General features: G+C 59.9%; 15 protein-coding genes and 1 pseudogene. 10 read left to right on the forward strand and 6 right to left on the reverse strand.

Annotation, left to right across the window (positions count from 1 at the left end):
- Positions 1-17 precede the first annotated feature (17 nt).
- From NBG89_RS27375 to NBG89_RS27405, 7 genes are all read left to right on the forward strand, one after another.
- Positions 18-710: a virB8 family protein gene (locus NBG89_RS27375; protein ID WP_431323419.1), complete on the forward strand. Its 693-nt coding sequence runs from the start codon at positions 18-20 to the stop codon at positions 708-710.
- On the forward strand, positions 707-1,516 hold the full coding sequence (locus tag NBG89_RS27380) for a TrbG/VirB9 family P-type conjugative transfer protein (RefSeq protein WP_431323420.1): 810 nt from the start codon (positions 707-709) through the stop codon (positions 1,514-1,516). The genes NBG89_RS27375 and NBG89_RS27380 overlap by 4 nt, the downstream gene beginning before the upstream one ends.
- Positions 1,516-2,751, forward strand: a complete 1,236-nt coding sequence (gene virB10 / locus NBG89_RS27385) for a type IV secretion system protein VirB10 (protein WP_431323421.1) — start codon at positions 1,516-1,518, stop codon at positions 2,749-2,751. The genes NBG89_RS27380 and virB10 overlap by 1 nt, the downstream gene beginning before the upstream one ends.
- Positions 2,717-3,739, forward strand: coding sequence for a P-type DNA transfer ATPase VirB11 (virB11, locus tag NBG89_RS27390; RefSeq protein ID WP_431323422.1), 1,023 nt, complete (start codon positions 2,717-2,719; stop codon positions 3,737-3,739). Before virB10 ends, virB11 begins: the two co-directional genes overlap by 35 nt.
- Positions 3,736-5,721 (forward strand): type IV secretory system conjugative DNA transfer family protein, encoded by a 1,986-nt coding sequence (locus NBG89_RS27395; RefSeq protein WP_431323423.1) that lies wholly within the window; start codon positions 3,736-3,738, stop codon positions 5,719-5,721. Before virB11 ends, NBG89_RS27395 begins: the two co-directional genes overlap by 4 nt.
- A 501-nt stretch (positions 5,722-6,222) precedes the next feature.
- Positions 6,223-6,546, forward strand: a complete 324-nt coding sequence (locus tag NBG89_RS27400) for a DUF736 domain-containing protein (RefSeq protein WP_431323424.1) — start codon at positions 6,223-6,225, stop codon at positions 6,544-6,546.
- Between the two features lie 734 nt (positions 6,547-7,280).
- Positions 7,281-7,937: a ZinT family metal-binding protein gene (locus NBG89_RS27405; protein ID WP_431324567.1), complete on the forward strand. Its 657-nt coding sequence runs from the start codon at positions 7,281-7,283 to the stop codon at positions 7,935-7,937.
- 344 nt (positions 7,938-8,281) lie between these two features.
- On the opposite strand, the gene NBG89_RS27410 is transcribed toward NBG89_RS27405, so the two are convergent.
- The 6 genes and pseudogenes from NBG89_RS27410 to NBG89_RS27435 form a co-directional block, all read right to left on the reverse strand.
- Positions 8,282-8,698, reverse strand: coding sequence for a hypothetical protein (locus tag NBG89_RS27410; protein ID WP_431323425.1), 417 nt, complete (start codon positions 8,696-8,698; stop codon positions 8,282-8,284).
- The gene (locus tag NBG89_RS27415) at positions 8,695-8,961 is read right to left on the reverse strand and encodes a type II toxin-antitoxin system prevent-host-death family antitoxin (protein WP_431323426.1); all 267 of its coding nucleotides are present in this window, start codon (positions 8,959-8,961) and stop codon (positions 8,695-8,697) included. The genes NBG89_RS27410 and NBG89_RS27415 overlap by 4 nt, the downstream gene beginning before the upstream one ends.
- Positions 8,962-9,074: 113 nt before the next feature.
- A pseudogene (locus NBG89_RS27420) lies at positions 9,075-9,245 on the reverse strand (DUF736 domain-containing protein); the annotation flags it as partial.
- 227 nt (positions 9,246-9,472) lie between these two features.
- Positions 9,473-9,622: a hypothetical protein gene (locus NBG89_RS27425; protein WP_431323427.1), complete on the reverse strand. Its 150-nt coding sequence runs from the start codon at positions 9,620-9,622 to the stop codon at positions 9,473-9,475.
- Between the two features lie 37 nt (positions 9,623-9,659).
- A complete protein-coding gene (locus tag NBG89_RS27430) occupies positions 9,660-9,761 on the reverse strand; it encodes a hypothetical protein (protein ID WP_431323428.1) in 102 nt (33 codons plus the stop codon).
- An 8-nt stretch (positions 9,762-9,769) separates the two neighbouring features.
- Positions 9,770-9,898, reverse strand: a complete 129-nt coding sequence (locus tag NBG89_RS27435) for a hypothetical protein (protein ID WP_431323429.1) — start codon at positions 9,896-9,898, stop codon at positions 9,770-9,772.
- A 415-nt stretch (positions 9,899-10,313) separates the two neighbouring features.
- On the opposite strand from NBG89_RS27435, the gene NBG89_RS27440 reads away from it, so the two are divergent.
- From NBG89_RS27440 to NBG89_RS27450, 3 genes are all read left to right on the forward strand, one after another.
- Positions 10,314-11,033 (forward strand): GntR family transcriptional regulator, encoded by a 720-nt coding sequence (locus NBG89_RS27440; protein WP_431323430.1) that lies wholly within the window; start codon positions 10,314-10,316, stop codon positions 11,031-11,033.
- Positions 11,034-11,071: 38 nt separating this feature from the next.
- The gene (locus NBG89_RS27445) at positions 11,072-11,932 is read left to right on the forward strand and encodes an urea carboxylase-associated family protein (protein WP_431323431.1); all 861 of its coding nucleotides are present in this window, start codon (positions 11,072-11,074) and stop codon (positions 11,930-11,932) included.
- Between the two features lie 139 nt (positions 11,933-12,071).
- Complete coding sequence (locus NBG89_RS27450) at positions 12,072-12,698, forward strand: HAD hydrolase-like protein (RefSeq protein WP_431323432.1); 627 nt, start codon at positions 12,072-12,074, stop codon at positions 12,696-12,698.
- The last annotated feature ends 298 nt before the right edge of the window (positions 12,699-12,996 follow it).

The raw sequence follows: 12,996 nt of genomic DNA on the forward strand, positions 1-12,996 counted from the left end.
GACAGAAGAGACAGACGATGACTGACGCACGGGAACTCGACCTCAGCAGCTATTACCAGAGCGGTGACATCTGGGAGCAGGAAATCGTCAGGAAGGCAAAGCGGTCCCGCACGCTTGCCTGGTTCGTGACGGCGATCTTCGGCGGCATCACGCTGCTCAGCCTCGTGGCGCTCGTCATGCTTTTGCCGCTGAAGAGCTTCGAGCCATATATCGTCGAAGTCGACAAGAACACCGGCTATCTCGAAGTCAAGAGCGGCCTGACCCGGCCCGCCAATCTTACCGCGCAGCAAGCCGTCACGCAGGCCAATATCGTTCGCTACATCAGATCCCGCGAAGGATATGACCCCTACGCGATCGAGCAGAACTTTGGAATTGCAGCGCTCCTTTCCACCGGCAACGCTGCGCGCGAACTGCAGGACCTCTTTAGCGCCGCCAATGCCAAGAACCCCGCGAAGGTCTACGGCAAAGCCAAACGGGTGACGACCGAGATCGCCTCGGTGACCTTCCCGAACGGTTCGACCGGCATCGTCCGTTTCGCAACAAGCGAAGTCTCCGACACCGACACAATCACGCGCCATTGGATTGCAGTTGTCCGCTATCGCTATACCGACACGCCGACGCCCAACGAGTGGCGTTTCGAAAACCCGCTGGGATTTCAGGTCTACGACTATCGACGCGATCAGGAGACGGTTACGGAGAGCAATCCGTGAGAGGGCGCATTCTACTCGTTGCGACAATCGCTTCCGTCTTGCCGGCATCGTTGCATGCTGCGAGGACCCCCTTGGCCGGTCGGCTTGATCCGCGGGTGACGAGCGTCACCTATCAACCGAATGATGTCGTGCGGGTCTCTGCCACCTACGGTATTTCGACGATGATCGTCTTTGACGAGGACGAGACGTTCGAGACGATCGCTGTTGGCGATAGCGACAGCTGGGACATCGTCCCGACGGACCAGGGAAACATCCTGTTCGTCAAGCCGAAGGCCAGGAATGTCGCGACCAACATGAATGTCGTGACCACCAAACGGATCTATTACCTGGAGCTCAACGATTATGCACCGGAAGACAACAGGCAGGTCTTCGGTATCCGCTTCGTCTACCCGGACAAGGCGTTGAACGCTTCACTCCGGCGGCAAGCCGAGGCACGGGTCCGTTACCCGAACATGTCAGGCATCGACAAGACCCGCGTCAACATCGACTATTCCTTTTCCGGCGATCCCGCCCTCAAACCCCTCTTGGTTTTCGACGACGGGAAGAAGACGTTTTTCAGGTTTGGGCAAAACGTGCCTGCAATCTTTGCCGTCAACAGCGACTTCACCGAAACCCTTCGAAACTTTCGTCGTGAAGGAGACTATATCGTCCTCGATGGAACAGCGTCGCAATACACCCTGCGTGACGGCAATCAGTGGATCTGCATCTTCAATCTGAGAAGACCGGATCTGGGTCAGCCCGCCCCTGCGCCCCTTGCTCCCTCTTTGCATGAGAAGGCGGCGAACCGCAGAAGGAGTGGCAATTGATGCAGCGTTCGCCTGAGCTCGAAGCCATGCTGGCGGCCGACGAAACGGAAGTGGGCGACAAGCGCGCCCGTCAAAAGCGGCTGCTTGGCGCGGCTGCCTTGCTGCTTGGCGCCGTCGCTCTTGCCTATGTTGTCGTCTTCGCACCAGAAAAGACGGTACACGATGTTCTGCAAGGTGACGAGGAGTTCGCGACAACCACCTTCAGGCCGCCGTCGTTCCTGCGCGAAGAGCAGAAGCCCGAACCAAAGTCCGCCGACACCATCATCCAGATTCCGGAACCGCCCCCGGCCCAACCGGAAGCGCCTTCGGATACGACCGAGTTCAATGTGCCGCCTCCGCCGGACATCGTCGAACCCGCTGCCAGCGCCAAGCCCGAACCCGAAACGTTCCCTGACCGATTTCGGTCCAAACAGCTCGTCGTCGATTCGGCAAAAGACAGACGTGATGCGGCATCGCTCAACAGCACCAGTGGCAGCCCGACCGTTGCAGGAGAGGATCGCAACAGCAAGTTCCTGGCGACGGCGTCCGCGATCGGTGACCGGTCGGCAAGAGCCCGTCAGATTGACCGGATCGATGCGATGATACCCGAGGGCACGCTCATCCCGGGCATCCTCGAGACCGCGATCAACAGTGATTTGCCGGGGCAGATCCGTGCCATCACCTCGCGCGACATCTATTCCTTTGATGGGCGTCGTGTCCTCATCCCGACCGGTACCCGGTTGATCGGTGAATACCAATCCGACGTGACACGCGGGCAGAAGCGGATCTTTGTGATCTGGACCCGGCTGCTGCGCGACGATGGCGTGTCGGTGCGGCTCAATAGTATCGGCACGGATGGGCTTGGACGCTCCGGCCTCACCGGCATCGTCGACAATAAATGGCGCGAGCGGTTCGGCTCGGCGATCCTGCTTTCAGTCGTCGGCGCGGGCTCGTCCTATCTGATCGGATACGGCAGCAACCAGTTCAGCTCTCCAAGCGGCAATGGCGAGACAGACTCCGACCGGGCTGGCGAACTCGCCCGTGAGACAATCGCAAGAACGTTTTCCGACATGGCCAATCAGGCGCTTTCTGAAAACCTCCGCATCCCCCCGACCATCAACGTCCCGCAGGGTGAGCGGATCTTCGTCTATGTCCGCCAGGACCTCGACTTCTCCACGATCTATCCGGATCCGATCGAGGAAGCACTGAAGGAGATCAGGCATGAGCGAGGCCTTGATCAAAGGCATGCCCGTTAAGGACGCCCATTATTTTCTGCGACGGGCGCTTCAACCGCTCGCGCACTTCCTCGCCGACAACAGCGTCATCGAGATTTCCGTAAACCGACCAGGTGAGGTCTTCGTTGAACGTCTGGGAGCCTCGGCCATGGAGTTTCACGCCATTCCCGAGCTTAACGCCAGAGAAATCGAGCATATCGGCGAGCGCGTCGCCGCCGCCAGCAATCAGTTCATCAGCCCCGTCAATCCGCTCTTGAGTGCCGCACTTCCGACCGGCGAGCGCATCCAGATCGTTCTGCCGCCAGCAGCACCCGACGGCGGATCGATTTCGATCAGAAAGCAGGTCATCAACGATGTCACATTGGCAGAGTATCGCGATGGCGGCGGGTTCGACAAAGTCTCGGTGACCGTCGGCGGTGCCTGTGAGATCGAAACCAGGCTCGCGGCCCTTCTCGAGGCCGGACTGGTGCATGAGTTTATCGAGACGGCGATCAGCGAGCGGATCTCGATCCTGATCAGTGGCGGCACATCGACAGGCAAGACCACGTTCCTGAATGCTTGCCTGAAGAGCATCGATGAGCGTGAGCGCATCGTGACGCTCGAGGATACGCGTGAACTCTTTCCCCCGCATCGCAACACCGTGCACCTGCTGGCATCGCGGGGCGACCAGGGCACGGCGCATGTGACCATCCAGGCCTTGCTGGAAGCATCCTTGCGCATGCGGCCCGATCGGTTGTTCGTCGGCGAGATTCGCGGCGCTGAGGCATTTGCCTTCCTGCGCGCGATCAATACGGGTCATCCCGGCAGCATGTCGACCGTCCATGCAGACACGCCGATGGGTGCCTACGAGCAACTTGCGCTGATGATGATGCAGACCGGCCTGTCCGGCTACTCGAAAGGCGACCTCATGTCCTACATCCGGATGGTCATTCCGATCGTGATCCAGCTGCGCCGCGATGGCGGGCGCAGGGGCGTGTGCGAAATCCATTATGCCCGAGGTGCCGCATGAGCCGGGGATATCTTGCCATCCACCTGTTGTTTTGCGCGATCATCGCAGTCATGGTCTGGATGCTTGCCTACGGCCTGATCCTTGACATCGTCTGGAAGGACGGGCGCGTCCTGCACCAGATGACGACGACCAATCCGCTCGCGCCGCTTCAGCAGTTCGCAGCCTATTTTGGCAACCAATCGCTGCGCCTCGTGGCACTGTCAGCGGCCCTCCCCGCAATAGCAGCAGGTATCGCGGCGGCCGCGTTCGGCCTCAGGCGACATGGCAGTCCGCTTGGCGACGCCGCCTTCCAGGACATGCCCGCATTGCGGCGCGCCGGCTGGTTCGGCAAGGACGGTCACATCTTCGGGCGTCTCGGCCGTCGCATCCTTCGACGACAGGACGATCGCCATCATCTGATTGTTGGACCGACGCGCTCCGGCAAGGGCGTCGGTTATGTCATTCCCAATGCCCTGATGTTTCCGGGCTCGATGATTGTCACCGATTTGAAAGGCGAGATCTTCGACCTGACGGCTGGATATCGGCGAGCAAACGGACACCAGGTCTTCCTGTTTTCGCCGGGCTCGCCGAAAACGCATCGCTGGAATCCCCTCGACTTCGTGCGTGCCGACCGGGGCAGCCGGACCATCGACATTCAGAATATTGCCGCGCTCCTTATCCCCGAGACCGTTGGTTCCGAAAACGCTGTCTGGCAAGGAACCGCCCAACAGCTGATCGCCGGCGTGATCAGCTATGTGCTCGAGAGCCGGCACTATCATAACCGCCGCAATCTTGGCGAGATCAACGCCTTCTTCAATACAGGCGTTGATCTGCAATCCATGATGAAGCTGATCAAGGAGAACGAAGTCGATCTCTCCCGCTTCACCATCGAGAGCTTCAATGCCTATATTTCCCTCAACGAACGAGCGGCCCGCTCCGCGCTTCTCGATATTCAAAAAGCCCTGGCGCCGTTCCGCAACGAACGCGTGATTGCCTCGACCGCGGTGACCGACATGGCTATTTCCTCGTTGCAACGGCGCCCGGTGACGATTTATCTCGCCCCTGGTATCACCGACATGACGATCCTTAGGCCGTTGCTCACCCTCTTCGTGCAGCAGGTGATGGATCTGCTGACACGCGAACACAATCAAAGCGGCCTTCCCGTCTACTTTCTGCTCGACGAGTTCCGGCAACTGAAGAAAATGGACGAGATCCTGAACAAGCTGCCCTATGTGGCGGGCTACAATGTCAAGATGGCCTTCGTCCTTCAGGACTTGAAGAGCGTCGACGAGATCTATGGGGAGACTTCCCGGCATTCGCTCCTGGGCAATTGCGGGCTTCAACTCATCCTCGGCGCCAACGATCAGGTCACGGCAGAATACGCGTCACGCGCACTTGGAAAACGCACGATCCGCTATCAATCGGAGACAAGGACGCTCGAGCCTTTCGGCCGGGCGCGACGCACGAAGGTCGAACAGATCCGTGAACGCGACCTGATGATGCCGCAGGAAGTACGCCAGATGCCGGAACACAAGGCAATCCTGTTGGTCGAAGGTCAACGCCCGATCTTCGCAAGTAAACTTCGTTACCACGCCATCGAGCCATTCAGGACTGCGGCTCTCGCAGCCCGTCAGAACACCGTCGCGGTGCCAGACGTCGAAATGGTGCCGGCCTTGCCGGTCCCTGCCACCTTGCCTGACTACGCAATCCCTGGCCTTGACCCGAGAGCTGATGCGGTGGAACCCGCCCGGCATGATCTCATTGACGATCCGGTCAACGAGGCAGCCTCTCCTGCGCTGCAAGAGCCCCTGACGGCACGTCCCCGGGCCGGCGTCAATGCTTCTGCCAGTTCAGAGGAAAGGGTGATCACCACTGCATGCAGGTTGAAGTCGGCTATTACGAATTGTCTGGCAGCGCCCGACATGCCGATCACCGCGAGGATCAGTTTCCAGGACGTTCTTGCCAAGACCGTGCCGGATCCGGAGGACCTTGGGCTCGATTGAATGTGGTGACTTTGGCAATGGCCTGGCTTCAAACGCCGTCATCGAGACTGGTCTCGTCCTCCTGAGCCCTAGCCGCTGCAGGCGGGATTGTGGTGCGGCCGTTTGAACGGCGACCGGATATGAGGTTGATACCTGCTGCCCGAGGATCAGGAAACGGGCTCAGACCGCAGGTTCAAAAGGCGAACTCCGATGCGCCGCCAGTGCCGGCTCATGGTTGGAAGACCGTTGCCAACATCCTTCTCGCGAGACCGGTGTCCGGAAGACGCCCCTCACGACCTCTCTTTAGGCGGGTCTGACGCCAATCTGTCCTGATCCTGCAACGGCTTCGCCGAACTTCTTCCCCTGCGGCTTCGCCGCATTCCTCGCGAGACAACAAGTCCGGCTTTCGCCGTCCTGCGCTGGCGCTGCGGCCCCGATGGGATGCAGTCGGGCAGATCGGCGCCTCACGACCGCATCGAGGCCGCAAGGGGCGGCTTCGGCAACCCAGTAAGGAGAACGACAATGGCTACCATCGGAACCTTCCAACAATCCGGCAACGACTTCAGCGGCGAGATCGTCACCCTTTCCCTCCAGACCAAAAGCGTCCGCATCGTTTCCGATAGGCGCTCCAGCGGCGAAAACGCTCCCAGCCACCGCGTCTTCGTCGGCCGCATCGAAATCGGAGCCGCCTGGTCCAAGCAGTCCAATGAGGGTCGCAACTATCTCGGTCTCAAGCTCGACGATCCGAGCTTTACCGCTCCGCTCTACGCCAATCTGGTCGAAGACGAGGATGGCAAGGCCTTCAGCCTCATCTGGTCTCGGCCGAACCGCCGCTCTGGCGACTGAACGCTCTCGATGTGACGCCCCGTAACTGGGGCGTCACGAACCCCGTCACCCAGCCGCCACTCGAAACAGCAGCTTGACGAGTGGCTCCTCATATGAGGTCGCGCCCATCGCGGCCTCGATGGCAGTCGCAAGGACCGGGGACGATCGGACCGCACCCATGGGACGGAATAGAATGGAGGGCGGCCGGGAGCAGCATTGTTGCTTCGCGAGGAATGGCGGCAAAGCCGACAGGGGAAGAAAGTTGCGAAGGCCGTTGCGGGAAAACGACCGAGGCGAGGCCGGTCTCCGGTCAGACATGCCGCATCGAGCCCGCGAAAGGGAGCGCCGGTAACAGCGAGCAACGTTGGTTGGCAATGGCGCCCCTCCAGCCCCTGGATCGGTCGACCATTCGGCTCACCGATCGGCCGCCCCGGTCATGAATTATCCCGGCGTAGACGCTCGCATGCCATCTCCGCAGGTTTCAGGTCGCGAATCCACAACTATGGGCCGAGCCTGATGCTCGGCTCAGAAGAGCCGACCTCGGACATAGCTGTACTTGCGAACAGACGGAAGTTCAGGAGCCGATGGACGCGTCGCGCAGAGCGACGTATCGGGCGGCGGCGTCTTGGTGACGAATAATTTTGCACAACGTTCTTGTGCCGGCCATTGAAGCACGCTACACGACTGGCGTAATGTTATTACATATCATAGTGCGCCAACATGGCGCCGAAGCCGTATTGGAAGGGTTTGAAGGAATGAACAAAGTAATCAAAACGCTTGGTCTTGCGCTGGCCGTATCGTCCCCGCTCATGTTTGCGGGAGCCGCAGTCGCGCAGACATCCTCCGGACATAGCCACGCCCATGGCCACGATGAAAAGCGATCGGTTCATGACGGCTACTTCGATGACGAGCAGGTGAAGCCACGCCTTCTGTCGGATTGGGAAGGCGACTGGCAATCTGTCTATCCCTACCTTGTCGACGGAACGCTGGATTCCGTAATGGCGGATAAGGCGAAGCATGGCGACAAGAGCGCCGAAGACTACCGCGCCTATTATGACACCGGCTACAAGACCGATGTCGACCGCATCCTCATCAAAGGGAAGAACGTCACGTTTTTCCGCGGCGAGGCGGCGGTGAGCGGTGGCTATGAGGCCGATGGCCATGAAATCCTGACCTATAAGAAGGGCAACCGCGGCGTCCGCTTCATCTTCAGGAAAATCGCCGGCGACGGCGCTGCGCCGCAATTCATCCAGTTCAGCGATCACATCATCGCGCCGCAAAACGCGGACCATTATCACCTCTATTGGGGCAACGACCGCGCCGCTCTCCTGACTGAGGTCACGAACTGGCCGACCTATTATCGTGCGAAGCTGACCGGATCAGAGATTGCCAAGGAGATGCTGGCGCACTGACGGAGGAAGCGAAACTGTGCTGCCTGGGATATTGGTGAGGTCGACCACCGACATCCGCTGGTCCATCGGTTTCCATCCAATAGGAGGCTCCGGATGGTTCGATGAGAAGGGAAAGCCCCGCCTTTGAGGCGGGGCCGCCGGTTCTTCAGTCCCGGTTCGGGAGGAAACGAATGAGTTGGTACCTGTCCTCGCCTTTGACTTCCGTCAGCGTCGCGTCGCGATCGGTCTCCGTGGAGCGCTTCTGCGGCGGGCCTGGGCACCATCACCACTCCTTCAAGTGGTTTTTCCCACCGAGCGTAAAGTTGAGTCTAACCCGGCAACCCGGAGGGAAAACTTTGCGGGCACTATCTGGACCGGCTGATCTCGGTGGTCGATTTGCGACGTGCGATAAACTCACGAAGAAGCGGAAGGAAGAAAGCTTTGCTGAACCGGCCGAGCGGTGGTTCGGGCTCAAGGTAAAAGGAGCGGCCGACGACGTCGCTGTTGAATTCATCGAGGATGATCCAGAGCCGAAGATCGGCATCGAGCCCGGCTCGCCGTTTCTCAATGGTGGGGATTTCTGCGGCGAAAAGCGCCTTCTCCGGCTGCTTCGTGGTGATCGGGAAAAACACCACCAAATCTCCGTCGGGTCGTGGGAGCCTTACGCCAACGGTGACCGGCCGATCCTTGCGGCCCTCAGTCTCACCCTTGCCGGCTTCTCTCGCCCAGAGATAGGGATAGCGGATCACCGTCGCGGTCTGGACTGCGTCATAGCCGCTCATCGACTAACCTCATCGCTGTCGGCATAGGTATCGACCGCCGCCTCGAATTCGTCGAGCAAATCGCGCGGCATGGTTTCGAGCGTGCCCACCGACCGCGCATCGGATTGCCGCATCAAGCGCTCGTAGTCATCGATATTGAGAAGCACGAGGCGCGGTTTGTTGCGTTGTGTGATCGTCACAGGATGCCGCAGGGCCTCCGCGATAATGTCGCCGGATTTTCGGGAAAGGTCGCTCGTTGAATATGAACTGCCGTGACGCGTCATGCCTATCTCCATCCATTGTCCCACAGCATGAACATACCGCATTTACAGCATTAGTGTAAATGCTGTATATTTCAGGCGATCAGCCCCGCCCGGTGGGGCGGGGCCGGCTGCACTTACTCCCGGTTCGGGCGGGACCAGATCGGCTGGTAGCCGTCCTCGCCTTCGACCTCGGTCAGCGTCGCGTAGATCGGGGCCGGGAAGCTCGGATCGTCGAGCTTGACCGAAAGGTCGTCGCGGTCGGTCTCGGTGGAGCGCTTCTGCCAGGCCGCACCCAGCTCAACGTTTTGCGGCGCACCACGTCGATTATGCTGAGAGCAGGATTATGCCGAGTTCCGGTCACTGAAGGCTGGATCCGTCGACCATAGCGGCGGATTCTGCTCCGCATAACTCCGACGGATTGGAAGGAGGCGCCCCGTTGAGAGCGGAGCGCCATCATTCGATGACATAGGCCAGCGACATGACCGCCTGCTTCGCTTCGGGCGAGGTCGGGAACTCGCGGGTATCGATCGGATTAGCCGGATACCGACTTGTTCAGCTTCTCGAGTTCGGGGATCCAGGCCGCGCCCTTGATCGAGCCGACGCGCTTGCCGCAAAGCTCTTCCGGCCTGGTGAAGGTCTCGCAGGTCTTGGCTGAGACCGCGATCGAGACGCCCGTCTTCATGTAGGGATGTAGTCGATCTGCTTGGCGCGTGGGGCAGTCACGTAAGCGTGGAAGCGATGACGTTGAACCGATCGCTGGAGACGCCAAGGATCAAGTTCTCGAAACGGGTGTCACGAAACGAAACCTCGTTGCCGGTCATCTTGCCGATCAGCTTGACCAGCTCGACGTCGAACCGGCGGGCTGGTTGGCGTCGACGAAGTAGTTGTAGGGCGGGTAGGTGAGATCGACACCGTCATTCAGCGTCTCCGCATGGGCAGCAGTCGGTAGCGCCGCCAACAAGATGATACCGGCAAGGAGTTTTTACATGGACCGTTCCTCTCAATTGATAACCATATTTGTTGAACAATTATGAGATTGCAGTCCCTCCGATGCGTAAAGCTTCATCAACGGGCTTATTTCGAGCAGATCGACTGCCTGCATCCCGGCGAAGACTCTTGAATAATGACGCCAAACGCCTGAAATCCCGAAACAAAACAAGATGACTGAACGCCTGCGCGCAAATCCCTTAAAATGGGTTTTAACAGGCTCACTCAGCCGATCTGAATCCCACACGAAGAGGAGATGCGCCCGAACCATCGGTAGTCGATGCTCTTCGCCCGATACCTTAGCCCGTTTGGCAGCAGCGCCAAGATCAACACATAGGTTACAGCATCTCTCTTGACATCAGTACATTGTTCAACAAAAATCAACCATGACGGAGACTGCATTGACCAACAGGAGTCCCCCCGACCGACCCCTTGTCCTGACGCAGACCGCCGCCGGCTTGCTGCGCGACAAGATCCTGCGTGGCGAACTCGCGCCAGGCACACCGCTGCGCGAGGTCGTGTGGGCGGAAGCGGCGAACGTATCTCGCAACACCCTGCGCGAAGCGTTGCGCGATCTGGTTGCGGAAGGGCTGATCGAGCACCGCGCCCATTACGGCGCCACCGTGCGGGCGCTTAATGCCACGGAGATCAGCGAAATCTACGCAATCCGCATGACGCTCGAATTGCGCGGCATCACCTGCAGCGCCTACGCCTCCCAGGAAGCGATGTCCGAGCTGGTGGCGCGTGTGGAAGCCGTGCAGCGGGCAGCACTCGCCAAGGATTGGCGGCAGTGCGCCACCGCGTCGCTGGAGTTCCATCAGCAGATCGTCAATTTCATCGGCAGTCCGCGTCTGAATGATGTTTTCGCGACCGTCGCCGCGCAGGCTCGCCTCGCCTTCTCGATGGCGCCCGACGCCCGGCGCTTCCAGGAGCCGTGGGTGGCGCGCGATGTCGAGATCTGCGGGCTGCTCTGCGACGGCGATCGCACAGCGGCCAGCCGGGCCCTCGAACTCTATCTTCAGGAATCCGAACGCGTGGTGCTGGAAGCCGCCCGCGCGCAGACCCTGCCCCGCCCCAGCAAGACATTGGCGGCATCCGCCGATTAACGCGGCCATCCGCAAAGCATATTAGGAGAAAGACAGGGATGAAGCCCCAGCCGATTACCAGTGCACCGGAAGACGCATCGAGCCGCAAGGCGATCAAGCCGGTGATCTGCTATCCCGTAGACACGCTGCCCCGCCCGGACCTCCAGGCGTACCGCGCATTGCGCCACGATCTGGTGTTCGTTGAGCGCTTGATCGTGCCGCCACGCGACGCGGCCTGTTGGAACGTGCCGGCAGGCCATTTCTGCCGCATCCTCTCCAGCGAGGGCTCGCAGGTGGGCGATCTCAACCTCTTCAATGCCAACAATCTGGAGGAGCGCCTCTTCACCGGCAAGACCCGGGCGCTCAATGGCACGCATGTCGGCCTCGGCGACCAGCTTTTCTCCAACATGCCCTATCTGCGCCCGATCGCGACGATCACCCACGACACGCTCGACTGGTACGGCTTCGACGAATTCGGCGGTTCGGTCCACGACGTGATCGGCACGCGCTGCGACCCCTATACGCACAATCTCCTCAGCAATGGCGGCCAGTATCATCACTGCTGCCACTCCAATCTGACCCGCGTCTTCGCGGCGCAGACCGGCAAGTCGCTGCAGGAGGCAAGCACCTACATTCACGACGTGCTCAACGTCTTCATGTGCACCGGCTTCACGCGCGACACCGGCCAGTATTTCATGAAGGCAAGCCCGGTTCGCCCCGGCGACTACCTCGAGTTCTTCGCCGAGATCGACCTCCTCGGCTGCATGTCGGCCTGTTCCGGCGGCGATTGCTCTTCCGAGCATTCCTCGGATGCCGTGGCCTGCTATCCGCTGGCGGTCGAAATCTACAAGCCGACTCATCCCCCGGAAGGCTGGAGCGCGCCCAAGGTCAACGGCTACGACGGCACGCATGGCCTCTAGGTCGGCCATGTGATGTTCTTCGCTCCGCTTGAGCTTGCCCCCAATGTGAATGGCCCGTTCGAAACAGCAGTTGATGATCAAATGCATTTGCGGGCTCGTCGTGTTGCTTGGCTAGCTGCTGTAAGGCAAAGTCCTAGCGATGAGACATGATCTAGCCATTTTCGACTTCGACGGAACGCTTGCAGATAGTCGAGAGTGGTTCTTCGGCTCGCTCGACGACGTGGCTGATCGTTTCGGTTTCCGCCGGACAACCGTCGAAGAAAGGGAGGCGCTCCGGCATTTGGGGAGCCGTGAGATAATTCGGAAGCTACGAGTGCCGATGTGGAAGATGCCGGCTATCGCCGCATATATGCGGCGAAGGGCGACAGAGGACATCGAGTCGATACAGCTGTTCGAAGGGGTCATACCGGCATTGACGATGTTGCGCCAGCGCGGCATCAAGCTCGCGATCGTCAGTTCCAATGCCGAGCAGAACGTACGAACGGTTCTGGGCCCGGAGCTTGCCGAACAGATCAATTTTTTTGGATGCGGGTCTTCAATGTTCGGCAAGGCCGTCAAGTTTAGACGCGCGATGAAGCAGCTCGGGACCGCGCCCGAGCGCACTGTCTGCGTCGGCGACGAGACGCGCGACATTGAGGCAGCCAATGCAGTCGGTGCGTCGTCCGCGGCAGTCACCTGGGGATATGCCGCACCGGAATCGCTTCGGCGGCTGAAGCCGACGCTGCTCCTCGAGCATGTGCATGAACTAGAGAGACTGGCCGGGTAACCATCCAAGCCTGCTTATGGAGCGCCATCGCCTTGGGTCGCTCGCGAACCATGGCAGGGCCGGTGCGCGCAGCGATCGTTGGGCGATCCGCGCGTACTGTCGTGTCGATGAGTTGATGCCGACGTCTGCCTCTAAACAGATAGCTACCACCGGTCCTTTTGATCGTGGGAAGCCAGCCAATTTCGTCTGCTCAGTCACCTCAAACTGGACGGGGCGTTTTGTGCGACAAACTAGATCATGGCACAAGAAGGCTTAAATATACGAGCGGCGCTTCGTAGCGACATGGTAGCTATCGGGG

Source organism: Rhizobium sp. YTU87027 (genome assembly GCF_050644135.1).
GTDB lineage: Bacteria > Pseudomonadota > Alphaproteobacteria > Rhizobiales > Rhizobiaceae > Rhizobium.

Excerpts from the sequence above, each read along its gene's own strand:
- NBG89_RS27375 (WP_431323419.1), top strand. The coding sequence starts at position 18 with ATGACTGACGCACGGGAACTCGACCTCAGCAGCTATTACCAGAGCGGT.
- virB10 (WP_431323421.1), top strand. The coding sequence starts at position 1,516 with ATGCAGCGTTCGCCTGAGCTCGAAGCCATGCTGGCGGCCGACGAAACG.
- virB11 (WP_431323422.1), top strand. The coding sequence starts at position 2,717 with ATGAGCGAGGCCTTGATCAAAGGCATGCCCGTTAAGGACGCCCATTAT.
- NBG89_RS27395 (WP_431323423.1), top strand. The coding sequence starts at position 3,736 with ATGAGCCGGGGATATCTTGCCATCCACCTGTTGTTTTGCGCGATCATC.
- NBG89_RS27400 (WP_431323424.1), top strand. The coding sequence starts at position 6,223 with ATGGCTACCATCGGAACCTTCCAACAATCCGGCAACGACTTCAGCGGC.
- NBG89_RS27405 (WP_431324567.1), top strand. The coding sequence starts at position 7,281 with ATGAACAAAGTAATCAAAACGCTTGGTCTTGCGCTGGCCGTATCGTCC.
- NBG89_RS27410 (WP_431323425.1), bottom strand. The coding sequence starts at position 8,698 with ATGAGCGGCTATGACGCAGTCCAGACCGCGACGGTGATCCGCTATCCC.
- NBG89_RS27415 (WP_431323426.1), bottom strand. The coding sequence starts at position 8,961 with ATGACGCGTCACGGCAGTTCATATTCAACGAGCGACCTTTCCCGAAAA.
- NBG89_RS27425 (WP_431323427.1), bottom strand. The coding sequence starts at position 9,622 with ATGAAGACGGGCGTCTCGATCGCGGTCTCAGCCAAGACCTGCGAGACC.
- NBG89_RS27430 (WP_431323428.1), bottom strand. The coding sequence starts at position 9,761 with ATGACCGGCAACGAGGTTTCGTTTCGTGACACCCGTTTCGAGAACTTG.
- NBG89_RS27440 (WP_431323430.1), top strand. The coding sequence starts at position 10,314 with ATGACGGAGACTGCATTGACCAACAGGAGTCCCCCCGACCGACCCCTT.
- NBG89_RS27445 (WP_431323431.1), top strand. The coding sequence starts at position 11,072 with ATGAAGCCCCAGCCGATTACCAGTGCACCGGAAGACGCATCGAGCCGC.
- NBG89_RS27450 (WP_431323432.1), top strand. The coding sequence starts at position 12,072 with ATGAGACATGATCTAGCCATTTTCGACTTCGACGGAACGCTTGCAGAT.